This is a genomic window from Methylobacterium sp. Leaf106, from assembly GCF_001422895.1.
Classification (GTDB): domain Bacteria; phylum Pseudomonadota; class Alphaproteobacteria; order Rhizobiales; family Beijerinckiaceae; genus Methylobacterium; species Methylobacterium bullatum.
This window is the reverse complement of the sequence record NZ_LMNB01000012.1, coordinates 595,819-617,594: the sequence shown is the minus strand read 5'-3', so window position 1 is coordinate 617,594 and position 21,776 is coordinate 595,819. Positions and strand designations below refer to the sequence as shown.

Annotated in this window: 23 protein-coding genes; 8 read left to right on the top strand and 15 right to left on the bottom strand. The window is 67.3% G+C overall.

Translation table 11 applies throughout. The features are described from left to right. Nucleotides 1-30 precede the first annotated feature (30 nt). From ASF34_RS10630 to ASF34_RS10570, 13 genes are all read right to left on the bottom strand, one after another. A complete protein-coding gene (locus ASF34_RS10630) occupies nt 31-1,005 on the bottom strand; it encodes a cell division protein FtsQ/DivIB (RefSeq protein WP_056160992.1) in 975 nt (324 codons plus the stop codon). Continuing rightward, nucleotides 972-1,895, bottom strand: a complete 924-nt coding sequence (locus ASF34_RS10625; RefSeq protein WP_018041928.1) for a D-alanine--D-alanine ligase — start codon at nt 1,893-1,895, stop codon at nt 972-974. Before ASF34_RS10625 ends, ASF34_RS10630 begins: the two co-directional genes overlap by 34 nt. 47 nt (nt 1,896-1,942) lie before the next feature. Beyond that, complete coding sequence (locus tag ASF34_RS10620) at nt 1,943-2,299, bottom strand: type II toxin-antitoxin system PemK/MazF family toxin (RefSeq protein WP_018041927.1); 357 nt, start codon at nt 2,297-2,299, stop codon at nt 1,943-1,945. Then, the gene (locus tag ASF34_RS10615) at nt 2,286-2,519 is read right to left on the bottom strand and encodes an AbrB/MazE/SpoVT family DNA-binding domain-containing protein (RefSeq protein WP_056160990.1); all 234 of its coding nucleotides are present in this window, start codon (nt 2,517-2,519) and stop codon (nt 2,286-2,288) included. Before ASF34_RS10615 ends, ASF34_RS10620 begins: the two co-directional genes overlap by 14 nt. 35 nt (nt 2,520-2,554) lie before the next feature. After that, nucleotides 2,555-3,484, bottom strand: a complete 930-nt coding sequence (gene murB / locus ASF34_RS10610) for a UDP-N-acetylmuramate dehydrogenase (protein ID WP_056160989.1) — start codon at nt 3,482-3,484, stop codon at nt 2,555-2,557. Continuing rightward, nucleotides 3,481-3,945: an endonuclease domain-containing protein gene (locus ASF34_RS10605; protein ID WP_244478957.1), complete on the bottom strand. Its 465-nt coding sequence runs from the start codon at nt 3,943-3,945 to the stop codon at nt 3,481-3,483. The genes murB and ASF34_RS10605 overlap by 4 nt, the downstream gene beginning before the upstream one ends. A gap of 82 nt (nt 3,946-4,027) precedes the next feature. Continuing rightward, complete coding sequence (murC, locus tag ASF34_RS10600; RefSeq protein ID WP_018041923.1) at nt 4,028-5,434, bottom strand: UDP-N-acetylmuramate--L-alanine ligase; 1,407 nt, start codon at nt 5,432-5,434, stop codon at nt 4,028-4,030. Between the two features lie 55 nt (nt 5,435-5,489). Next, a complete protein-coding gene (gene murG, locus ASF34_RS10595) occupies nt 5,490-6,599 on the bottom strand; it encodes an undecaprenyldiphospho-muramoylpentapeptide beta-N-acetylglucosaminyltransferase (protein ID WP_018041922.1) in 1,110 nt (369 codons plus the stop codon). Beyond that, nucleotides 6,596-7,762 carry an FtsW/RodA/SpoVE family cell cycle protein gene (locus ASF34_RS10590; protein ID WP_018041921.1) on the bottom strand — a complete coding sequence of 389 codons (1,167 nt, stop codon included), beginning with the start codon at nt 7,760-7,762 and terminating at the stop codon, nt 6,596-6,598. Before ASF34_RS10590 ends, murG begins: the two co-directional genes overlap by 4 nt. Before the next feature lie 186 nt (nt 7,763-7,948). Then, on the bottom strand, nt 7,949-8,176 hold the full coding sequence (locus ASF34_RS10585) for a hypothetical protein (protein WP_156465693.1): 228 nt from the start codon (nt 8,174-8,176) through the stop codon (nt 7,949-7,951). 89 nt (nt 8,177-8,265) lie between these two features. Further along, on the bottom strand, nt 8,266-8,502 hold the full coding sequence (locus ASF34_RS10580) for a hypothetical protein (RefSeq protein ID WP_056160987.1): 237 nt from the start codon (nt 8,500-8,502) through the stop codon (nt 8,266-8,268). Nucleotides 8,503-8,577: 75 nt separating this feature from the next. Further along, on the bottom strand, nt 8,578-9,564 hold the full coding sequence (locus ASF34_RS10575; protein WP_056160986.1) for a CobW family GTP-binding protein: 987 nt from the start codon (nt 9,562-9,564) through the stop codon (nt 8,578-8,580). Between the two features lie 50 nt (nt 9,565-9,614). Then, complete coding sequence (locus ASF34_RS10570) at nt 9,615-10,229, bottom strand: TetR/AcrR family transcriptional regulator (protein ID WP_056160984.1); 615 nt, start codon at nt 10,227-10,229, stop codon at nt 9,615-9,617. A gap of 189 nt (nt 10,230-10,418) precedes the next feature. Between ASF34_RS10570 and ASF34_RS10565 the strand changes: the two genes are divergently transcribed. The 7 genes from ASF34_RS10565 (at nt 10,419) to ASF34_RS10535 (ending at nt 17,276) form a co-directional block, all read left to right on the top strand. Then, the gene (locus tag ASF34_RS10565) at nt 10,419-11,366 is read left to right on the top strand and encodes a quinoprotein relay system zinc metallohydrolase 2 (protein WP_200913249.1); all 948 of its coding nucleotides are present in this window, start codon (nt 10,419-10,421) and stop codon (nt 11,364-11,366) included. Between the two features lie 35 nt (nt 11,367-11,401). Then, the gene (locus tag ASF34_RS10560) at nt 11,402-12,247 is read left to right on the top strand and encodes a quinoprotein dehydrogenase-associated SoxYZ-like carrier (RefSeq protein ID WP_056160982.1); all 846 of its coding nucleotides are present in this window, start codon (nt 11,402-11,404) and stop codon (nt 12,245-12,247) included. A gap of 8 nt (nt 12,248-12,255) precedes the next feature. Then, nucleotides 12,256-12,861 carry a rhodanese-like domain-containing protein gene (locus ASF34_RS10555; protein ID WP_200913247.1) on the top strand — a complete coding sequence of 202 codons (606 nt, stop codon included), beginning with the start codon at nt 12,256-12,258 and terminating at the stop codon, nt 12,859-12,861. A 132-nt stretch (nt 12,862-12,993) separates the two neighbouring features. Beyond that, the gene (locus ASF34_RS10550) at nt 12,994-13,377 is read left to right on the top strand and encodes a thioredoxin family protein (protein ID WP_018041913.1); all 384 of its coding nucleotides are present in this window, start codon (nt 12,994-12,996) and stop codon (nt 13,375-13,377) included. 50 nt (nt 13,378-13,427) lie between these two features. After that, nucleotides 13,428-14,147, top strand: coding sequence for a cytochrome c biogenesis CcdA family protein (locus ASF34_RS10545; RefSeq protein WP_056160980.1), 720 nt, complete (start codon nt 13,428-13,430; stop codon nt 14,145-14,147). Between the two features lie 341 nt (nt 14,148-14,488). Further along, nucleotides 14,489-15,313, top strand: coding sequence for a 3-methyl-2-oxobutanoate hydroxymethyltransferase (panB, locus tag ASF34_RS10540; protein WP_018041911.1), 825 nt, complete (start codon nt 14,489-14,491; stop codon nt 15,311-15,313). A gap of 289 nt (nt 15,314-15,602) precedes the next feature. Next, entirely contained in the window at nt 15,603-17,276 is a 1,674-nt protein-coding gene (locus tag ASF34_RS10535; protein ID WP_056160977.1) for a methyl-accepting chemotaxis protein, read from the top strand. 77 nt (nt 17,277-17,353) lie between these two features. On the opposite strand, the gene ASF34_RS10530 is transcribed toward ASF34_RS10535, so the two are convergent. Continuing rightward, entirely contained in the window at nt 17,354-17,539 is a 186-nt protein-coding gene (locus ASF34_RS10530; RefSeq protein ID WP_056160976.1) for a hypothetical protein, read from the bottom strand. Nucleotides 17,540-17,628: 89 nt separating this feature from the next. Further along, the gene (gene oxlT, locus ASF34_RS10525) at nt 17,629-18,948 is read right to left on the bottom strand and encodes an oxalate/formate MFS antiporter (protein ID WP_056160974.1); all 1,320 of its coding nucleotides are present in this window, start codon (nt 18,946-18,948) and stop codon (nt 17,629-17,631) included. 556 nt (nt 18,949-19,504) lie between these two features. Between oxlT and ASF34_RS10520 the strand changes: the two genes are divergently transcribed. Further along, nucleotides 19,505-21,760, top strand: a complete 2,256-nt coding sequence (locus tag ASF34_RS10520) for a TonB-dependent siderophore receptor (protein WP_443136531.1) — start codon at nt 19,505-19,507, stop codon at nt 21,758-21,760. The last annotated feature ends 16 nt before the right edge of the window (nt 21,761-21,776 follow it).

The following is a 21,776-nucleotide window of genomic DNA, read 5'->3' as shown; positions in this document are numbered from 1 at the left end:
ACGCGAGAGGCGCCGGACGGATCGTACGGCTCATGTCTCGGTCCCCTTGCCCTTCGGCTTCTTCTTCTGGGATTCGGCGCGCGTGGCGGCCGCCTCCTCCGTGAGCCGCACCACCACCCGGTCGGGCAGCCGCAGGTCCACGGCGATGATGTCCTTCTCGAGGATGCGGCTGTCGCGCTCGAGCTTGACGAGGCGGGCCAGGGCCTCGGCGGCCCCGGTCTCGGGAAGGCGGATGTCGACGCCGTCGAGCTTCAGGGTCCAGCGCCGGCCGGATACGTAGGTGCCGGCCTTGACCCGCTCGCCGAGCTCGCCCGCCGCCTCAATGAGGGCGAGGTAGTCCTTGAGGCGCTCGTTGGCCTCTTCGCCCACCACCAGGGGGAGCGCGGCGTAGCGGTCGTCGCGCATCTCGTCGATGACGGTGCCGTCGGCGGCGATGACCGAGATCTCGCCATTGCGCTGCCACAGGGCGGCGGGCTCGCGCTCGACTTGGTTGATGACGATCTCGTTCGGATAGACCTTGCGCACCGAGACGCTGGAAATCAGCGGCACGTCGAGGAGGCGCTGGCGCGCTTCGGAGACGTCGAGGAAGACCACGGACGAGTGGCCGTCGATGCCGGCCGCCTGCAGCACTTCCCGCTCATAGAGACGGGAGATGCCCGAAATGGTGACGCGCTCGACGCCGAAACCGGCCAGCCGGGCCAGGACGTCCGAGACGTGGCCGTTCTCCAGCACGAAGCGGTCGTAGCGGCCGCTGGCGACGAAACCGGTCACCGACAGGACGGCGAAGGTGACCGCGAGGGTCAGCGTGCCCGCGTGCCGCGGGATGCGCCGCTCGATCGGCTGCCCGAGCCGCGAACGGCGCGAGCGCAGCATGGGGCGCACCAGTCGCGGCAGGCGCGCCGCCAGACTGGCGACGAGCGAGCCCGGACCGGGCGCGGGGGTTCCGTCGACGCCAGCCTGACCGGCGGCGTTCAACGACCCAGAGTAGCGTCCTCCACCATCCATCGGACGAGCTCACCGAAACTCAAGCCAGCGTAGGCTGCGATCTCCGGCACAAGGCTCGTCTTGGTCATCCCGGGCTGCGTGTTGACCTCCAGGACGACGAGGGCACCGGTTCCACCCGGTGTGTCGTCGTATCGAAGGTCCGCACGGCTGATGCCCCGGCATCCAAGTGCTTGATGCGCCGTTAACGACAACTCTTGGACACGCTGGTAAATTTTTGGTTTAATTTCTGCCGGGAGGACGTGGATCGACCCCCCCTCGGCGTACTTCGCATCGAAGTCGTACCACTCCCCCGAGGCGGGCTTGATCTCGATGACCCCGAGGGCCTTGTCCCCCATTACCGCGCAGGTGAGCTCGCGGCCCGCAACGTAAGTCTCCGCAAGGACTTGCTCCCCGTAGACCCACTCGTCCGAGGCGAGAATCTGGGGCGGATGGGAGCGCCCGTCCCGGACGATGATGACGCCCATGGAGGAGCCTTCGGCGATGGGTTTGATCACGTAGGGCGGAGTTAACGGGTGTGACTTCGCGGCATCATGACGGTTAACGACCAGCCCCTCCGGAACGCTCACCCCGGCGGCCTTCATGATCGTTTTGGCACGTTCCTTATGCATCGCCAGGGCCGAGGCCAGGACGCCCGAATGGGTGTAGGGAATGCGCAGGATTTCAAGCAGCCCCTGGATCGTGCCGTCCTCGCCGGCCGGACCGTGCAGGGCGTTGAGGGCCACGTCCGGGCGCAACTCCGTGAGCACGGTGGCGATGTCCGGCCCGACATCGACCTGCGTGACGCGGAACCCCTCCCCTTCGAGGGCGTCCGCGCAGGCGCGGCCCGAGTTCAGGGAGACCTGACGCTCGGAGGACCATCCGCCCATGAGGACGGCGACGTGCTTGGACATGGGCGAAGCTCCAGAATCGGGCGGGGAAACGAATGTGCGGGTGAGCGTCACGCGCCGCCGATCAGCGCGCGGATGCGTGTGAACACGATGTCCGCCGAATCGGCCCGGAGGGAGCCGATCCGGCGAAGGATGCGGGACGGCTCGATGCAGGCGATCTTGATCGGACGCACCACCGATGCGGCGACCAGACCGGCCTCGTCGAGATCCTCGATCGCGAGGTCGCCGGGCATGGCGGCGTTGCGGGCGCTGGTGATCATCGCGACCCAGACGAACCCGGCCCGCGCGACATCCGCGCCGGAGACGACCAGGGCCGGCCGGCGCTTCTCGACGAGGCGATCCGCATAGGGAAAGGGCACGACGATCACCGCTCCGGGCGAGAAGCCGCCCGGATCAGAGGTCGGCATAATCTTCGTCGTCCGCCCTGCCCGCCCATTCCGTGAAGGTCACGAACGGGTCGTCCCCCTCCGGAGGGGCCTTCTCGATGCGGACGCCCTCCTCGGTCAGGACGTAGCGCAGACGATCCCCCGGCCCAACGGCGAGCCGCTCGCGCACTTCCGCGGGCAGCACCGTCTGGCTCTTGACCGAGATCTTCGAATAGGCGGCGCGAACGCTACGATCCAGCATGCATCCCTCCGGCTCTCGCCTTACGTCTTACCGGCTTACGCCCCTGCGTTCAAACCGATCCGCTTGATCTCCCAATGCAGCTCGACGCCCGACGTCTCGCGCACCCGGCGACGGACTTCCTCGCCGAGCCCCTCGATATCGGCGGCTGTGGCGCCATCGCGGTTGATCAGGAAGTTGCAGTGCATCTCCGAGACCTGGGCGCCGCCCATCGTCAGTCCACGACAGCCGGCGGCATCGACGAGTTGCCACGCCTTGCCACCCGGAGGGTTCTTGAAGGTCGAGCCGCCGGTGCGCTCGCGGATCGGCTGGGCCGCCTCGCGCGCGGCGGTGACGCGCTCCATCTCGGCCTCGATGGCGTGGCGGTCGCCGGGACGGCCCCGGAACAGCGCGCTCGTGAAGATCACGTCCTCGGGCGCCTCGCTGTGGCGGTAGGTGAAGCCCATCTCGGCATGGGTGAAGCGCCGCAGCCTGCCCGTGCGATCGATGCCGCGCGCCTCCACCAGCACGTCGGTCGTCTCCCCGCCATGCGCGCCGGCATTCATGCGCAGCGCGCCGCCGATGGAGCCGGGAATGCCCCGGAAGAAGGCCAATCCGTCGAGGGACGCCTCGGCCGCGGCCTTGGCGAGGCGCATGTCCGGCACCGCGGTCCCGGCCCGCAGGGTCTCGCCGTCGATCTCGACGGACCCGAAGGCCTTGCCGCCGAGCCGGATGGTGATTCCGGGAATGCCGCCGTCGCGGACGATCAGGTTCGAGCCGAGGCCGATCACGGTCACCGGAAGCGCGGGGTCGAGGGCGCTGAGGAGATGGGCCAGATCCTCCTCGTCGGCCGGCGTGAACAGCACCTGCGCCGGCCCGCCGACGCGGAACCAGGTGAGGTCGGACAGCGACGGGTTGGCCAGCAGCCGCCCGCGCAGGGCGGGAGCGGCGGTGCGGATCTCAGGGGTGATGTCGGGAAAGGCGGTCATGGGGATTCTCCTCCTCTCCCCGCACGCGGGGAGAGGGCTGTGCCGACCTCGTCGTCGGCACAGCGAGGCGGCAGCCGAGGGTGAGGGGGCGATTCCTGGGGAGGCTCATCCGGAATCGCCCCCTCACCCTCGCCCTCCGGGCTCACGCCGGCCCCGACGAGGGGGCCGACGTCCTCTCCCCGCGTGCGGGGAGAGGGGGGAAGCGCGGCGATGATAGTGTCTAGGACACCGACGATGTTGTCGTTGATGTCGGAATTCCAAAACCGAAGGACGCGGTAGCCGAGGCTCGTGAGATACGCATCCCTGACTGCATCATAGGTGCTTTCGGCATGCTGGCTCCCGTCGAGCTCGATGATCACCTTGGCCTCGCGGCAACAGAAATCGGCGACATACGGGCCGAACCCCTCCTGGCGGACGAACTTGAAGCCACCTAGGCGCCGGTTGCGCAGACGGGTCCACAATCTCCCCTCGACGTCGGTTTGATTGTGTCGGAGCCGCCGCCTGAAGCCGGTGCGCTCCTCGTCTGCCGAACGCATCCCAAGCTCACCCCTGCAACGCCGCCAATTCGCCCGGCAGGGCATAAGCCCATTGCGTGATGTTGCCGGCGCCGAGGCACACGACGTAATCGCCGGGCTTGGCGCGGGTCGCCACAAGACCGGCGAGATCTTCGGAGCGCTGCAGCGCGATGGCGTCTCGGTGGCCGCGCGACTTCAGGCCCGAGACGAGGCCGTCGCGGTCCATGCCCTCGATCGGCGCTTCGCCCGCCGCGTAGACGGGGGCGACGATGACCGTGTCGGCATCGTTGAAACAGGTGCAGAAATCGTCGAACAGCGAGGCGAGCCGGGTGTAGCGGTGCGGCTGGACGATGGCGACGACGTTGCCCTCGGTGGAGGCGCGGGCGGCCTTGAGCACCGCCTTGATCTCCACCGGATGGTGTCCGTAATCGTCGAAGATCAGCGCGCCGTTCCATTCTCCGGTCTTGGTGAAGCGGCGCTTGACGCCGCCGAACCCGGCCAGCGCCTTGCGGATCGCCTCGGGTTCGACGCCGAGCTCGTGCGCGACGGCGAGGGCCGCGGTCGCGTTCAACGCATTGTGCTTGCCCGGCATGGGAAGGACCAGATCCTCCATCTCCATGCGGAAGCCGGGGCGGCGGTCGCGGATCATGACGCGGAAGCGGCTCTGGCCGCCGCGCAGGTCCACGTCGATGAGGCGGACATCGGCCTGCGGGTTCTCGCCGTAGGTGATGATGCGGCGATCCTCGATATGGCCGACGAGATCCTGCACCACCGGATGGTCGATGCACATGACGGCGAAGCCATAGAAGGGGATGTTGTCGATGAAGCGCCGGAACGCGTCCTTCACCGCCTCGAACGAGCCGAAATGGTCGAGATGCTCGGGGTCGATATTGGTGACGATGGCGACATCGGCGGGCAGTTTCAGGAAGGTGCCGTCGGATTCGTCGGCCTCCACCACCATCCACTCGCCCTCGCCCATGCGGGCATTGGTGCCGTAGGCGTTGATGATGCCGCCGTTGATGACGGTGGGGTCCATGTTGCCGGCGTCGAGCAGCGTCGCCACCAGCGACGTCGTGGTGGTCTTGCCATGCGTGCCGGCGATGGCGACGCAGGATTTGAAGCGCATCAGCTCGGCCAGCATCTCGGCCCGGCGGACCACCGGCAGGCGGCGCTCGCGGGCGGCGATGAGCTCGGGATTGTCGCGCCGGATCGCCGTGGAGACCACCACGAGGGCGGCCTCCTCCACGTTCTGCGCGGCGTGCCCGATGAAGGTCTTCATGCCCTTCTCGGCCAGGCGCCGGACGTTGGCGTTGTCGTTGGCGTCCGACCCCTGGACGGTATAGCCGAGGTTCGACATGACCTCGGCGATGCCGGACATGCCGATGCCGCCGATGCCGATGAAATGGATGGGGCCGAGCTTGTCGGGCAGCTTCATGGTGTGAACCAGTCTCGTCGTGTCGCGGAGCGCGTGAGGGCGCCCCGGCTCGGAATCAGGTGCGGGCCGCCGTCTCGAGGACGACATCGGCCAACCGCTCGGCGGCATCGTGGATGCCCGCGCTTTTGGCGGCTGCGGCCGCTTCGGTCAATTTTGCCGGATGGGTGAAGAGATCGAGAAGCTCGGCCGTGAGGCGGTCGGGGGTGAAGGCGCTCTGCTGGATGGCGAGCGCGGCGCCGATGCCGGCGAGGGTCGCGGCATTGGCGGCCTGGTCCTGGTCGAGGGCGCCGGGCAACGGCACCAGGATCGACGGCCGGCCCATGGCGGCGAGTTCCGACACGGTGGAGGCGCCGGAGCGTCCGATGACCAGATGGCTGCGGGCCATGCGGGCGGGCAGGTCCTTGAAGAACGGCGCCGTCTCGAGACCGGCGAGGCCGAGAGACAGGTAGAGGTTCTGGACCTCGGTGAGGTCTTCCGCCCGCACCTGCTGCACCAGCGTCAGCCGGGCGCGGAGGTCGGCGGGCAGCTGGGCGATGGCTTTGGGCACCACCTGCCCCATCACCGCCGCCCCCTGGCTGCCGCCGAAGACGAGGAGATGCAGGCCGTCGGCCTCGCCCAAGGGCGGATAGGGGGTCTCGGCCGCCGTCAGCACGGCGGGGCGCAGGGGATTGCCGGTATGGGTGCGCGGGGCGGTGGCCTTCGGGGGGATGCCGCGCACTTGCCTGAAACCGGTGGCGATGGCGCGCGCACCGCGCGCCAGGAAGGCGTTGGCGCGCCCCATCACGGCGTTCTGCTCGTGCAGGATGGTCGGCACGCGCAGGATCTGCCCGGCGAGAACCGGCGGCACCGTGGGATAGCCGCCGAAACCCACGATGGCGGCCGGGTCGATGCGCCGGATCTCGCGCGCCGCCACGCCGAAGCCGCGCCCGAGGGTGAGGAGCGCCCCCGCCCGCTTGACGATGGAGCGGCCGGACGGCGTCGCCGAGGCGATGGTGACGATCTCGGAAGCCGGAAACTCACTCGCGATGGAATCGACGCGGGCATCGGTGGCGAGCACCACGCGCACACCCCGCGCCCGCAGGGCATGGGCGAGGCTCTCGGCCGGGAAGAGGTGGCCGCCCGTGCCGCCGGCACAGAGCAGGATGGTGGCTGTCCGCACGGTCACCGCATCACTCCGGCGACCGTGGCGGGCGCGGTGCCCGGGGGCTTCTGGCTCAGGGTCGACATGCGCGGCCGCTTGCGGGTGAGCGCCACGAGGAAGCCCATGCCGAGCGCCAGCGAGATCAGCGAGGAGCCGCCATAGGAGACGAAGGGGAGGGTCATGCCCTTGGCCGGCATCAGCCGCACGTTCACCGCCATGTTGATGCAGGCCTGCAGGCCGAACAGGGTGGTCAGCCCGGTGATGGCCAGGCGCGAGAAGGTGTCGTCGGTGCGTCGCGCCAGCTTCAGCCCCCGCATCACGATATAGGCGAAGAGGCAGACGAGGCCGAGGCAGACGAGGACGCCGAATTCCTCACCGGTCACCGAGAAGATGAAGTCGGTATGGGCGTCGGGCAGGTGGCGCTTGGCCACGCCCTCCCCCGGGCCGGTGCCGAACCAGCCGCCGGAATTGAAGGATTCGCGCGCCCAGTATTCCTGGAAGCTGTCGCCGGAATCCTTGTCGAGGAAGCGGGTGATGCGCTCGCGCACGTGGTGCAGGAACTGGTAGGCGACGCCGACGCCGACGAGGCCGGCGACGCCGAGGCCCGCGACCCAGAACCAGTGCAGGCCCGCCACGAAGAACAGTGAGCACCAGACGATGGTGATCAGCATGGTCTGGCCGAAATCCGGCTGCAGGATCAGCGGCACGATGGTGACGGGCAGGAGCAGGATCGCCAGCAGGCCGCCGGGCATGTCGCGGCGCTGCGCACCCTCGGAGAAGGCCCAGGCGGCGACGACCACGAAGGCGGGCTTCACGAATTCCGAGGGCTGCAGGCCGAAGGGGCCGAACTGGATCCAGCGATGCGCGCCCTTGATCTCAGGCCCGAACTTGCCGGCGAGGATGCAGAGGGTGACGCCGACGATCCAGGTGGCCAGGGCCACGCGCCGGATGTGGCGCAGGGACAGGAACGACACCGCGACGATGATGAGGATCGTCGGGGCGAGGTACATCGCCTGCCGGTTGAGGAAATGGAAGGTCGGCAGGCCGATCTTCTCGGCCACCGGCGGTCCGCCGCCCATGAGGAAGACGAGGCCGGCCACCATCAGGGCGGTGAGGCCGGCCAGCAGGCCGCGATCGACGGTCCACCACCAGTCGGTCAGGGGCGTGCGTTCCGCGCGGGACATCATGGGGCGTCGCTCTCCGTGAGCCTTACGGCGCCCGGAACGAGCAGCCGACAGCCGCCGGCAGCGTCAAGCCGGCTCGGATTCGATCCTGTGCCGGAATGGTAAACCAAGTCTTTCACGACGCTCGACTGAGCGACAGCCATGTGTCGCCGAACGTGGGGCTAGGCGGGACGCGAAGGTTCGCCGCGCTCACCGCCGCATCGACTTGAACCCGCAGGTCGAGCCGTTGTCGCGGAAGCCGGCGGGGCAACGGCGGACGCAGGCGCCGGCCGCGAATTTCAGCGGCGGGCGGCAGGCGGTGCGGACGCTCCGCGGCCGGAACTCGTAATCCTGCGCCGGACCGGCCATCGCCTCTCCACCGAGGGTGAGAGAAGCGGCGAGCAACAGGGCGGCGCGAAGGGCGAGACGCGGGGTCATGACGGTTTCCGATGGTGGAGACGTCCGTATATCCCGCCGCGACCTCGCCGATTCGGTCAAGGCCGCTTTGGCGATACGATTGCGGGATCTCAGCGGTTCATGTTCTTGAAGCGGCAATAGCCCCGGCCGGTGTCGCGATAGCCGGCGGGGCAACGCTTGACGCAGGCCCCGGCCGCGAATTTCAGCGGCGGCTTGCAGAGGCCGCCGAATCGCTTCTCGCGATCCATGGAATACTTCGCCGCCCCCGGCGTGGAGAGCGCCACGCTTCCCAAGGGAACCGCCACCGTCAGTACGAGCAGGGAGGCGAAGGCGAGCCGCAGGGTCATCGGGACATCCGGACGAAAGGGAGACGGGCGGACAATGCGCCCGCCCCCGATCGGTTCGATTCCGGACGAAGCCCGTCAGGCCGCCTTGCAGTCGTAGAACCCTTCGCGGATCGCCTCAGGGTCGAGCTTGCGGCCGATGAAGACGACGCGGGAGACGCGGGCCTCGCCGTCCTTCCACGGCCCCTGGAGGTCGCCGTCGAGGATCTGGTGGACGCCCTGGAAGACGAAGCGCTGGGGCTCGTTCGGGAAGGCCACGATGCCCTTGCAGCGCAGGATGTCCGGGCCCTGGACCTGGGTCAGGGTCGAGATCCAGGGCATGAACTTCTCCGGGTCCACCGGGCCGTCGATTCTGGCGGAGACGGACTGCATCTCGTCGTCATGGTGATGGTGGTGGCCCTCTTCGAGGAAGTCGGGCTCGATATCGAGGATGCGCGAAAGATCGAAGGCGTTGCGGTCCAGCACCTGGTCGAGGGCGACGTCGCAGCGGCTGGTGCGGTGGACCTTGGCATAGGGGTTGATGGAGCGGATCAGGCCCTCGACGCGGTCGAGATCGGCGGGCTCCACGAGGTCGGCCTTGTTGAGCAGGATCACGTCCGCGAAGGCGATCTGGTTCTTGGCCTCGGGCGCGTCCTTGAGCCGGTCGGCGAGCCACTTGGCGTCGGCCACCGTCACCACCGCGTCGAGGCGGGCGGCGGCGCCGACATCCTCGTCGATGAAGAAGGTCTGGGCCACGGGCGCCGGATCGGCGAGGCCGGTGGTCTCCACGATGATCGCGTCGAACTTGCCGCGCCGTTTCACGAGGCCGTCCATGATGCGGATGAGGTCGCCGCGCACGGTGCAGCAGACGCAGCCGTTGTTCATCTCGAACACTTCCTCGTCGGCGCCGATGACGAGGTCGTTGTCGATGCCGATCTCGCCGAACTCGTTGACGATGACGGCGTAGCGCTTGCCGTGGTTCTCGGTGAGGATGCGGTTGAGCAGCGTGGTCTTGCCGGCTCCGAGATAGCCGGTGAGCACGGTCACGGGGATTTTTTGCGAGGCGGTGGTCGGGCTGTCGGACATGCGAGGCTCTTCGGGTTCGCGGGGGGGCCGCGTCAGCTGTATGGTGGCTGTTATATTGTATCACCCCGCTCCGATGAAAGAGCGTTCGGTCCCCCGATCCGAGGGGGCCTGAGACTCTCGCACAAGGCCGCCAGGGTGAGGCGGAAGCCGGCCGATCCGGCGAGCAGCCGCTCCAGCATGAGCGCGCCCTCCAGGGTCGCCACCACCATCCGGGCCGTGGCGGCCGGATCGAGACCGGGGCGCAGGCTCCCGTCGGCGCCCCCCTCGACCAGAACCCGCTCCAACCAGGCGATGTGCTTGTCGAAGAACCGGGCGAGCTCAGCGCGCAGGGCGTCCGGCAGCGTGTCCCTCTCGATGGCGAGCACGGCGCAGAGACAGCCGAGCCCATCCTCGACCCCGGTGAGATAGTGCCGGCCATAGGCTTCGATCCGCGCGATCGCGTCCGGCTGGGCTGCGACGATGGCGGCGAGCGCCGCGTCGTAGCGGGCGTCGTAGGCCTCCACCAGAGCGAGGGCGAGGTCGGTCTTCGTGCGGAAATGGTGATGGATGCTCGCCTTGCGGATGCTCACCGCCTCGGCGAGGTCGCCGTAGCTGAAACCGGAATAGCCCCGGCCCCGTACCAGGATCTCGGCCTGGACCAGCAGCTCCGCTCTGGTGTCTCTCATGGTCGGTCGATCATGGTCGGGGCTTCGCGGAACCGGGGAGAGGGGCACGAAGGCGTGATGCGTGCACTCCGCGCGTCAGCACTTATGCCGTTGACGGCGGCAAAAATCTACCTACTAGATGGTAGCCATAAAAACGGGAGGATAATTCATGAAAGGTCGCTTCGCCGGGCGATCGCCGCAGGATATGCCATGATTTCGCAGCCTCTGCGGAGCCTGGCCACGCGCCGTGCCGCTCTGTTCGGCGGGCTGTGCCTGTGCTGTGTGCCGAGAATCGGCCGGGCGGCGGACTCCTTCACCATGGAGGAAGTCGGGCCGGGCATCTTCATGCGGCGCGGCCTCGATGCCGAGGCGACGCCTGAGAACGGCGACGCCATCGCCAATATCGGCTTCGTCGTCGGCGAAAACTCCGTGCTCGTGACCGAATCCGGCGGAAGCCTCGCCGATGGGGAATGGCTGCGCGCCGAGATCGGGAAACGCACGTCGAAGCCGGTGAGCCACGTGGTGCTGACCCATGTCCATCCCGACCATTGCTTCGGCGCGCAGGCCTTCGCGCAGGACAAGCCGGTCTTCATCGGCCACCACGCCCTGCGGTCGGCCCTCGATTCGCGGGGCGACTTCTACAGGACGCGCCTCGTCGAGATCCTCGGGGCCGAAAGGGCCGGATCGGTGGTCTACCCGACGATGGAGGTGGCCGACACGGCCGAGATCGACCTCGGCGGACGGAGCCTGCGCTTCACGGCGCACGGCACCGCCCATACCAATTGCGACCTCTCCATGGTCGATACCCGGACGGGCATCCTGTTCCCGGCCGATCTCCTGTTCGTCACGAGGATTCCGTCCCTCGACGGCAGCCTGCTGGGCTGGCTGAAGGAGGTCGAGACACTGACCGGACTGGGGGCGACGAAGGCCGTGCCCGGCCATGGCCCGACCCTGGTCGATGCCGCGCCCGCCTTCGCCGACCTGACGCGCTACCTCACAATGCTCCGCGACGAGACCCGCAAGGCCATCGCCGCCGATCAACCCATCGACAAGGCGATCGACAGTATCGGCCGGTCGGAGCGCGAGAAATGGGTCCTGTTCGACACCTATAACGGCCGCAACGTCACTCAGGCCTACAAGGAGCTTGAGTGGGAATGAGCCAACGCCACATCATCACGACGAGGAGAGACGCCATGACCACCCACGCGCCGACACCGATCTCCGCGACCAAGCGGTCCTTCACCGCCGCCCTGTGCCTGTCCGCCGCCATGCTGATGGGCGGCTCCGCCCTCGCCGCCGGCTCCAGCGACACCGATACGGAGCGGCTGGAGCGCTGGCGGGACATCGCCAAATCCATCTTCGGCGACCGCACGATCGAGCCGACCGACGCGCTCATCAAGGTCGACGCCCCGCCGCGCGCCCTCGACGCCTCCCTGGTGCCGATCACCCTGATGATGCCGGAGAAGGACAGGATCGCCGCCGTTCATCTCATCATCGACGACAATCCCTCGCCCTATGCCGCCCACATCACCTTCGGCCCCGCCGCCGACCCGAGTGAGGTGAAACTCCGGGTGCGGATCAACAACTACACCAACGTCCATGCCGTGGCCGAAACCAAGGACGGCAAGCTCTACGAGGCCGTGAAGTTCGTCAAAGCCTCGGGCGGCTGTTCCGCTCCCATGGGGATGAGCGACGAGGAGGCCCTGAAGGGAGCCGGCGACATGAAGATGAAGTTCGCCGAGGGCGGCCAGGGCAAGCCCACGGAGGCGACGCTGATGGTCCGTCACCCGAATTTCAGCGGGATGCAGATGAACCAGGTCACCCGCGATTACACGCCGGCCCGCTACATCAACACGCTCGACGTCTCCTCGAACGGCAAGCTCGTCTTCTCCATGAACGGCGACATCTCCATCGCGTCGAACCCGGTGATCAATTTCGCCCTCGCGCCCGACGCCAAGGGTCCGATCAAGGTGGTGGCCACGGACAACCAGCAGGGCCGCTGGGAACACAGCTTCAACACGCCGACCCCGAGCAACTGACGATGAGGATGCCGCGCATGATTCGGTCGATCGGAATCGCAGCCATCGCCCTCGCCGCTCTGTCGGGAGCACCGGCCTGGGCGGCGAGCCCCGCCGATTCGCCCGTGAACGTGCCGGAGCCCGATGGGTTCTGGACCGGGCCGCCGAAGGCCTACACCCCCAAGACCCTGACGGGGGCGACGGTGGTCGATATCGACGCCCTGGACAGGCTGGTCGCCGCCGAGAAACCGGTGATGATCGACGTGGCCATGGCCGACCAGAAGCCGGTGGGCTTCCCCACCGACCGGCCGTGGCTGCCCGCCCACCGCTCGATTCCCGGCAGCGTCTGGATGCCCGGCGCCGGCGCGGCGCCCATGGCTCCGGAGCGCGAGGCGCAGTTCCTCGCCCGCGTCGCCGACCTCACCGGCGGCGACAAGACGAAACCGGTGGTGACCTTCTGCCATCCCGAATGCTGGGGGAGCTGGAATGCCGGCAAGCGCCTCATCCAGAACGGCTATACCCGCGTCTACTGGTTCGCCGACGGGGTCGAGGGCTGGCAGGACAGGCACGACACCACGATCCTGAAGGTCGATGCCGCCTGGGCCGCCAAGCCCGCCGGCGAGGCACAAAGATAAAAGCCCGCCGGCGAGGCACAAAGGTAGACGCCCGCCGGCGAGCCGCAGCGATAAAGACGGGCGTGAGGAACCGGCCTCGGTAGCGAGGCCGGTTCCTCACGCCGCGCACACCTCACTGTCGAGACAGTCCCGATGATCAGCCGTCGCGCCCTCCTCCTCACGACGGCTCTCCTCGCCGCCGCCCCCTACGGTGCCTCGGCGGCCGAACCGTTCGACGAGGCGGCCTTCGCCGCCGCTCAAGGCGCCGGCCGGCCGGTCATCGTGGAGGTGACGGCCCCGTGGTGCCCGATCTGCAAGGCGCAGCGGCCACTCCTGAAGGCTCTCTCCGAACAGCCGCGCTTCAAGGATCTGGCGGTCTACGAGATCGACTTCGACACGCAGAAGGCGCTCATGCGCCGGTTCGATGCCCGCATGCAGAGCACGCTCATCGTCTTCAAGGGACGCGAGGAGGTCGGCCGCTCCGTGGGCGAGACGCAGGCCGAATGGATCGAGGCGCTGGTGGAGAAGGCCCTTTAGAGCGGCGCCGGGAATCCAGCGGGCATCCCTGTCATGAACACGTCCCTTCCATGAATGCCTCGCTCGGCCTCGCCTTCCTCGCCGGCCTGCTCACCATCCTGTCCCCCTGCGTGCTGCCGCTGCTTCCCATCGTCCTCGGTGCGGCGGCTTCGGAGCACCGTTTCGGGCCGGCGGCCCTGGCGGGCGGGCTCGCCCTGTCCTTCGTGGCGCTCGGCCTGTTCGTGGCGACGGTGGGATTCAGCCTCGGGATCGATGGCGACGTCCTCCGCCCGGTGGCGGCCATCCTCCTCGTCATCGTCGGCGCGGTCCTCATCGTACCCGCGTTCCAGACCCGCCTCGCCGCCGCCGCCGGCCCGTTGAGCGACCGGCTGGAGCGACGCTTCGGGGGCATCGCGACCACCGGCCTCACGGGCCAGTTCACCGTCGGCCTTCTGCTCGGGGCGGTGTGGAGCCCCTGCGTAGGGCCGACCCTGGGCGCCGCGTCCCTCCTCGCCGCGCAGGGAAAGGACCTGGCGCAGGTCGCCCTCACCATGCTGGTCTTCGGCCTCGGCGCGGCCCTGCCCCTGCTCGGCCTCGGCCTGCTGTCGCGACGGGTGCTGATGGCGTGGCGGGCGCGGATGATGCGGGCCGGCACGGGCCTCAAGGCCGCGCTCGGACTCGTCCTCGTGCTCACCGGGCTCGCGATTCTGACGGGGCTCGACAAGCGTCTCGAGACGGCCCTCGTGACGGCCTCACCGGACTGGCTGACCGCCCTGACCACCCGTTTCTGAGGTATACCACGCACCCCGATGCGGAAGACCGCGATGTGCCGACGAATTCAGCACCATCAGGGGCTTATGGACTAAAGTCACCCGTTGACACGGCTCCGATTGTGGCAGAATAAAGCCACCGGAGACGGCCCGACGTCTAGGGAGGAAACGCCCGGCAAGGGTTGCGACGACAGGCGACGCCATCGCCACGTCGTCAGCATAAGATCAGTCAGCCTCTCCGAATTCTTTGCATACACTCGCCCGCGACCGTCATCTCGGCGCGTGATTTCGGCATTCCGAGCGTATAGACATCCCCGACATGCCCCCGGCCTTCGCGCCGCCGGCGAACCGGGTTGAGATCGATGTCGCAAGTCGTTCAGTCACGCCGCATCCGCGCTGTCGACCTCGCCAAGCGCAAGGCCGAAGGCGCCAAGATCATCGCGCTGACGGCCTACCACGCCCACACCGCCAGCATCCTCGATCCCCATTGCGACTTCATCCTGGTGGGCGATTCCCTCGGCATGGTCATGCACGGGATGGAGACGACCCTGCCGGTGACCCTGGAGATGATGATCGTCCAGGCCCAGGCCGTGATCCGCGGCACCTCCAGGGCTCTCATCGTGGTGGACATGCCGTTCGGCTCCTACGAGGCGAGCCCGCAGCAGGCCTTCATGAGCGCCGCCCGCGTGCTGAAGGAGACCGGCGCCGGCGCGATCAAGATGGAGGGCGGCGCCCGTTTCGCCGAGACGGTCAGCTTCCTGGTGGAACGGGGCATCCCGGTGATGGGCCATATCGGCCTCACCCCCCAATCCGTGAACACGATGGGCGGGTTCCGCGTGCAGGGACGCGGCGAGGACGGCGAGCGCAAGCTGATGCAGGACGCCCAGGCGATCAGCGACGCGGGCGCCTTCGCCATCGTGCTCGAGGGCATCGTCGAGCCGGTGGCTCGCGCCATCGCCACGACCCCCTCCATCACCACGGTGACCATCGGCATCGGCGCCTCCACCGCCTGCGACGGCCAGATCCTCGTCCTCGAAGACATGCTGGGCCTGAGCGACAGGGTGCCGAAATTCGTCAAGCGCTTCGGCTCCCTGCGCGGGCAGATCGAGGGCGCCGTGGAGGCCTATGCCGAAGAGGTCCGCGCCGGCCGCTTCCCGGCGGACGAGCACACCTACCAGCCCAACTGAGCGAGATCGGCACACCGCCTCGGGCTCGCTCGTTGCCGGACGCCTGCGAGCGGGGCCGATGTCGCGCCGAACCCGTTGTCGAAGGCTCACGGGTAGACGGCGTCAGGCTGTGCCGCCGCCCGTTTTCCCATGACGCCAAATTGACGCAGAACACTTATTGTTCATCGCCTGAACGAGCGTTTTTAGAAGATTATAAGCAATTTGCATAGAGTTTGAGCGTCTTGAATGATGCTGTGGACCAATTTGTGGATCCGCGACACCCAATCTGCATAATTTGAAAGCATTCACAATGAAGATGACGATCAAGCTGAGGCTTGTAGCACTTCTGGCTTGTATCGGGCTAGTTCTCCTCGCGACGTCGGGCATCGCTAACCTTGCTTTGCATTGGAGTCACCAAAGCCTCAAAACCACCTTCGACGATCGTGTCATCCCCCTCCGGCAATTCATCGTCATCCGGGATTCCTATGACGACCTGACCAACATCTCGCGCGCGTTGCGCGGCCGGCAGATCGACCCGGCCCAGGCCAGGGAGAAGATCGAGCGAGACCTCTCGAACATCACCACGCAATGGTCGGCCTATCTGGCGACCTACCTCACACCGGAAGAGGAGATCCTCGCCAAGGATCTGCAGGGGCGGATCGACGGGAACGCCGTCATCATGGCCGAGATCCTCAAGCGCATCGCTGCCGGGGGCGGTTCGGAATTCGAGACGACGCATGTGGACTTGCTGAAAGGCCTGCAGGCCACCAACCCGATACTGACGAAACTGGCCACGCTGCAGGTGCATGAGGCGGAGGCGGAATACCAGCGCTCCGAGGCGACGTCCGGTTGGACGCGGCTCACCTTGCTGGCCGCGCTCGGTCTGGCCGCCGTGACCATTGCGTACGGTGTCTATACGATCATCGCGCATGTCATCCGCCCGCTCGGCAACCTCGTCAGCGTTCTTCAGCGCATGGCCCGGGGTGAGATCGATGCGGAGATCAAGGAGGCCGCCCGTGGTGACGAGATCGGCGCCGTCGGCAAGGCCGTCGAGGGCATCAAGGCCATGGTCGCCCGCAAGGCCGCCGAGGAATTCGAGATCAAGCGCCGGGCGGACGAGGCTGCGGCGGCCGAGCGCAAGCGCACGATGATCGAGTTGGCGGACGGCTTCGAGCGTGCCGTCGGCGGTATCGTCGGGACCGTGTCCTCATCGGCCACCGAACTCCAGGCCACTGCCCAGCAGATGACCGCCAGCGCCAACGAGACGGCGGCCCAGTCCTCCACCGTCGCGGCGGCCGCCGAGGAGGCCGCCACCAACGTCAACACGGTCGCGGCGGCGGCTGAGGAATTGGGCTCGTCGGTGCAGGAGATCGGTCGCCAGGTGTCCGGCTCGGCCATGCTCGCTCAATCGGCCGTGGGCGAGGCCGACCAGACCGTGCATCTGGTCCAGGCCCTGCAAACCACGTCGGCCCGGATCGGCGACATGGTGGGCATGATCTCGACCATCGCCAGCCAGACCAACCTGCTGGCGCTCAATGCCACGATCGAGGCGGCGCGTGCCGGCGTGGCGGGACGGGGCTTCGCGGTGGTGGCGAGCGAGGTGAAGGCCCTCGCCGCCCAGACCGCCAAGGCGACCGAGGAAATCGGCCGCCAGATCGGCGAGGTGCAGGGCGTCACCGCTCAGGCCGTGATGGCGATCGGCGGCATCACCGGGCGGATCCGCGAGATCGACGACATGGCGGCCTCGATCGCCGCCGCGGTGGAGCAGCAGGGGGCGGCGACGCAGGAGATCGTGCGCAACGTCGCCCAGGCATCGGCGGGCACCAACGAGGTGACCGGCAATATCGCCGGTGTGGCGCAGGCCTCGGAGGAGACCGGGATGGCGGCCGGACAGGTATTGTCCGCCGCCTCCGAACTGTCGCGCCAGTCCGAGCATCTCGGCGCGGAGGTCTCGCGCTTCCTCTCGACCATCCGCGCCGCCTGACCCGACAGGAATGGAACGCGGATCGTCGCCCATCTACTCGGAGCGGCGTTCCGGAGTGAGACCGGGCGCGGGTGTCCCTATCGGACCCCGCCTCCGAAGGCCGCGGCAATCTCAGAAGTGCCGCCGAGCAGGATGTCGAGGGCCAGGATGAGCCCGAGGACCGCGATATAGACGACCGTGAACAGGTCCCTGTCCTCTTTGCCGGCCAGTATCAGGCCGGCAAAGGGAACGGTCTGGAGCGCCAGGATGGCGGGAAGGTGCATGACGGTCCTCGAAGGGTCGGGGGATAGTCCCGGCCCCTCCCCGGGGGCCGGGTCTGCTGAGGCCGGACCGGTGACGCGATCCGGACGGATCAGACGGATGTCCGTGCGAGGCGGGCGGGGCCGGATTTCTCCATCGTGTCCGGAGCGGCCGCCGGGCCTTGCGCGAGGTAGCGCGCCCGCATCGGACGGAGCACGAACATCGCCAGGGCCGCCGCCGCCACGTTCAGCCCGATGATGATCGAGAACACCGCCGACCAGCCGTAGGTTGCCGAAATGACGCTCGCCACCGGCACGAGGAACGAGGCCGTTCCCTTGGCGGTGTAGAGCAGGCCGGCATTGGTGGTGGCGAAGGTGGAGCCGAACGTGTCGCCGCAGGTGGCCGGGAACAGCGAGTAGATCTCGCCGAAGACGCCGAAATAGATCGCCGTGGAGAAGACGAAGACCAGCGGGTTGGTGCCGTAGCCGAGGAGCAGGACGATCGCGGCGGCGGCCGTCGCGAAGGCGATGAACATCGTGTTCTCGCGCCCGATCGTATCCGAGACGAAACCGAAGAACGGACGCCCGAACCCGTCGAAGATCCGGTCGAGCGAGATGGCGAAGGTGAGAGCCGCCATCTGCAGGCCGAACAGGCTGACGGGCACGTCGGCGACCTTGAAGTCATGGGCGATGGGCGCGATCTGCGCCGCCGCCATCAGGCCGCCCGAGGCCACCATCACGAAGATCGCGTACATCACCCAGAAGACGGGGGTGCGCACCGCCTCGCGCGGTGTGCGGTCGACCTTGGTCTGGGGCAGGCGCAGGCTCTTGCGCTGCATCGGCACCGCGACGGAGGGCTTGCGCAGCAGGAACGACAGCAGGACCACGATGGCGCCCTGGCCGAGGCCGAAATACAGGAAGGCGTCCTGGTAGCCGCTGCTGGCGATCATCTTGGCGATCGGCACCACCGTCACCGCGGCGCCGGCACCGAAGCCGGCCGCCGTGGCGCCGGCCGCGAGGCCGCGCCGATGCGGAAACCATTTCAGGGCGTTGCCGACGCAGGTGCCGTAGACCGACCCAGCCCCGATGCCGCCCACCACCGCCGCGCCGTAGAGCATCCACAGGGACGAGGCCTGGGAGTTGATGAGCCAGGCGAGCGCGATCATCACGCCGCCGAAACACACCACGATGCGCGGGCCGTAGCGGTCGACGAACCAGGCCTCCACCGGCACCAGCCAAGTCTCGGTGGCGACGAAGATCGTGAAGGCGAACTGGATCGCCGCCCGGCCCCAATGGAACTTGGCGTCGATGGGATCGACGAAGAGGGTCCAGCCATATTGCAGGTTGGCGATCATCGCCATGCAGAGGACGCCGAAGGCGAGTTGCCGCCATTTGGCCGACGGCGGGTCCTGACGTTCCGTCGCGGTATTCATTGGTGCCATCCCTGAATCCATTCTTGCTTGGTGATGCGTGGCGTCGCTCCAGCCATCATGCATCAAAATTCAAGGCATACAATATACCAAGGATTAAAATTCAGGCTCGCTCGTACGTGGAGGCCGACACCAGGGCAGCGATACGGGAATGTTGCACGACGGTCACGATCCACATCGAAACGGCGATCCCGCTTCATCACCGAATCGGGGACGGCCGTCCGGACACGCAATCCGCGGTTGGTCCCACAAGCCAGCCGAAGCAGAGCGCAGAGCCTCGATCAGGATCGAAAATCACTTCACCGGGGCAGACGACTCAGTACCACTGAAAGTATAAAATCGTACTTTAGATCCATACTAATTACAGAAGATAGCACTTGCGTGCATATTACCTTCTTCGCCAGAAGAATGCAGAACACGAATTAGAGATCAGTCGTTCTTTGTAACGCCTCTGAACTCATCAAGTCCTGGCAAATTGGGTTCCGCCTTGCATCAACTCTCGCTCAATCATCGCGGCCAAGCCGCGGTCTCGTCCGTTCGCGGTCGTGTCCTCCTTGCCATGCTGTCGAGCGTGGCCGTCCTGGCGGTTCTGTCGAAACCCGTCATGGCGCAGGTCTCGGCGCAGGTCTCGGCGCAGGGCGCGGACCACGCGGTGACCCTCGATACTTTGTCGGTCGATGGCGCCGGTGGACGTCCGAATGCATCGGGCGCGGATGCCGGCGGCCCCGTCGGCCCGGTGAGAGGCTATACTGCAACGCGAAGCGTCGTCGGAACCAAGACGGACACCCCTATTCTCGAAACCGCCCAGTCGATTTCTGTCATTTCCCGCAAGCAGATCGAGGATCAGAACGCGCTCACCGTCAATCAGGCCCTGCGTTACACGCCGAGCGTGACCACCGAGCAACGCGGCGGCTCCGGCTCGACCCGCCTCGAGCAGTTCCTGATCCGCGGCTTCCAGGCCCCGCTCTTCCTCGACGGCATGCGCCTACCTGGCAACCGTGACGCCGGCCCGTCCGTCGATCCGTTCCGGCTGGAGCGCGTGGACATCATCAAGGGGCCGGCCTCGGTCCTCTACGGGCAGTCGGGTCCGGGCGGCATCGTCAACCTCGTCAGCAAGGTTCCGTCCTTCGTCCGCCACGGCGAGATCTTCATCCAGGGCGGCGATTACAACACCGTGCGCGGCGGCGTCGATGTCGGCGGCCCGATCGAGGGCCACAGCGTCCTCGCGGACCAGTTCGCCTACCGCATCATCGCGGCGGGCTGGAACGCCGACGGGCCGGCCAAGACCACCTCCATCGAGCGCAGCTTCATCAACCCAAGCGTGACGTGGCGCCCGTCCGCCGACACCTCGCTGACGGTCATCGGCCTGTACCAGCGCGACCCTTATTCCGGCTATTACGGCGCCCTGCCCGCCAAGGGGACGCTGTTCCCGTCGAATTTCGGCGTCGCCAACGGACCGCTCGGACGCCTGCCGCGCAACTTCTATGACGGCGACCCGAATATCGAGCGCTCGGACCGGACGCAGGCCTCCGCGACCTACATCTTCGATCATCGTTTCGACGAAGGAATCCGCGTCCACTCGTCGGGGCGCTTCCTGCGCACCCTCGGCGATTACCGCAGCCTCTACGACGCCACCACGAACAACCTCGCCTGGGGCGGTCGCTTCCTCGGACGGGCCGCCGGCGGCACCAACGTGGCCATCGACGCTTTCACCAACGACAACAACCTCGTGGCCAATTTCGACACCGGCCCGGTCGCCCATACCGTCCTCGTCGGGCTCGATCACCAGACGCTCTACACCAAGACGTTCAGCACCCCGTTCCCGCCCGTTCCCCAGAGCCTCGACTTGCTCAACCCGGTCTACGGGCTGCCCAACATCCCCTTTCCGGCTTTCTCGGGCTATTCCGATATCACCGCGCAGCAGACCGGCATCTACTTCCAGGACCAGATCAAGGTCGATCGCCTGACCTTGACGCTGGGCGGACGGTACGACTGGGCAAGCCAGACCGGGCCGACGAGAGATATGGCCGGCAAGTTGGTGAGCGAGCAGAACGCGCCAAGCGAAGCCTTCACCGGTCGGGCGAGCCTGCTCTACCTCTTCGATAGCGGCGTCGCTCCTTACGTGAGCTATTCGGAGGCCTTCGAGCCCCTCGTCTCCGGGCAGATCTACAACGGTGACCCGACTTTCGGCCGTCTGCCCGACCCGGTCACGAGCCGGCAGTTCGAGGTCGGCGTCAAGTATCAGCCGCCGGGAACCGACATCCTGCTCACAGCCGCCGCCTTCGACATCAAGCGCCAGAACTCGCTTACTCCAGACCCCAACAGACTGAACTTTTCGGTCCAGACCGGCGAGGTGAGCGTTCAGGGCGTCGAGTTCGAAGCGCGGGCCAACGTCACCGAGAACCTGACCGTCATCGGCGGATTTTCCCTGATCGACGCCATCAATTCCGGAGGAAGCCCCGAAGTGATCGGCCTGCGCCCGATCCAGGTGCCGGACACCACGGTCTCCCTCTTCGGCAACTACCAGGTCCGCACGGGACTGTTCGCCGGCCTCGGCTTCGGTGGCGGCTTCCGCTATCTCGGGGGCTCGCAGGGCGACGCCGCCAACAGCATCAAGGTGCCGGCGAACCTCGTCGTCGACGCCGTGGCATCTTATGACTTCAGCTACCTGTCGCCGAACCTGAAGGGCGTGCAGTTGCAGGTCAACGCTCAGAACCTCCTCGACGAGACCTACGTGCAATCCTGCGCCTTCCAGGCCTGGTGCTGGTACGGCGCGCCGCGCACCGTGCTCGCGACGCTCCGGTATCGCTGGTAGATCATGGCTTCGCGCC

Bases quoted from the DNA above. Each gene is read 5' to 3' on its own strand.
- ASF34_RS10575 (WP_056160986.1), bottom strand. From the start codon at position 9,564: ATGTCCGACAGCCCGACCACCGCCTCGCAAAAAATCCCCGTGACCGTG.
- ASF34_RS10630 (WP_056160992.1), bottom strand. From the start codon at position 1,005: ATGGATGGTGGAGGACGCTACTCTGGGTCGTTGAACGCCGCCGGTCAG.
- ASF34_RS10530 (WP_056160976.1), bottom strand. From the start codon at position 17,539: ATGCACCTTCCCGCCATCCTGGCGCTCCAGACCGTTCCCTTTGCCGGC.
- ASF34_RS10615 (WP_056160990.1), bottom strand. From the start codon at position 2,519: ATGCTGGATCGTAGCGTTCGCGCCGCCTATTCGAAGATCTCGGTCAAG.
- ASF34_RS10560 (WP_056160982.1), top strand. From the start codon at position 11,402: ATGACCACCCACGCGCCGACACCGATCTCCGCGACCAAGCGGTCCTTC.
- panB (WP_018041911.1), top strand. From the start codon at position 14,489: ATGTCGCAAGTCGTTCAGTCACGCCGCATCCGCGCTGTCGACCTCGCC.
- ASF34_RS10620 (WP_018041927.1), bottom strand. From the start codon at position 2,299: ATGCCGACCTCTGATCCGGGCGGCTTCTCGCCCGGAGCGGTGATCGTC.
- ASF34_RS10580 (WP_056160987.1), bottom strand. From the start codon at position 8,502: ATGACCCTGCGGCTCGCCTTCGCCTCCCTGCTCGTACTGACGGTGGCG.
- ASF34_RS10545 (WP_056160980.1), top strand. From the start codon at position 13,428: ATGAATGCCTCGCTCGGCCTCGCCTTCCTCGCCGGCCTGCTCACCATC.
- ASF34_RS10625 (WP_018041928.1), bottom strand. From the start codon at position 1,895: ATGTCCAAGCACGTCGCCGTCCTCATGGGCGGATGGTCCTCCGAGCGT.
- ASF34_RS10520 (WP_443136531.1), top strand. From the start codon at position 19,505: ATGCTGTCGAGCGTGGCCGTCCTGGCGGTTCTGTCGAAACCCGTCATG.
- ASF34_RS10555 (WP_200913247.1), top strand. From the start codon at position 12,256: ATGCCGCGCATGATTCGGTCGATCGGAATCGCAGCCATCGCCCTCGCC.
- ASF34_RS10535 (WP_056160977.1), top strand. From the start codon at position 15,603: ATGAAGATGACGATCAAGCTGAGGCTTGTAGCACTTCTGGCTTGTATC.
- murC (WP_018041923.1), bottom strand. From the start codon at position 5,434: ATGAAGCTGCCCGACAAGCTCGGCCCCATCCATTTCATCGGCATCGGC.
- murB (WP_056160989.1), bottom strand. From the start codon at position 3,484: ATGACCGCCTTTCCCGACATCACCCCTGAGATCCGCACCGCCGCTCCC.
- ASF34_RS10570 (WP_056160984.1), bottom strand. From the start codon at position 10,229: ATGAGAGACACCAGAGCGGAGCTGCTGGTCCAGGCCGAGATCCTGGTA.
- ASF34_RS10550 (WP_018041913.1), top strand. From the start codon at position 12,994: ATGATCAGCCGTCGCGCCCTCCTCCTCACGACGGCTCTCCTCGCCGCC.
- ASF34_RS10590 (WP_018041921.1), bottom strand. From the start codon at position 7,762: ATGATGTCCCGCGCGGAACGCACGCCCCTGACCGACTGGTGGTGGACC.
- oxlT (WP_056160974.1), bottom strand. From the start codon at position 18,948: ATGAATACCGCGACGGAACGTCAGGACCCGCCGTCGGCCAAATGGCGG.
- ASF34_RS10585 (WP_156465693.1), bottom strand. From the start codon at position 8,176: ATGACCCCGCGTCTCGCCCTTCGCGCCGCCCTGTTGCTCGCCGCTTCT.
- ASF34_RS10565 (WP_200913249.1), top strand. From the start codon at position 10,419: ATGATTTCGCAGCCTCTGCGGAGCCTGGCCACGCGCCGTGCCGCTCTG.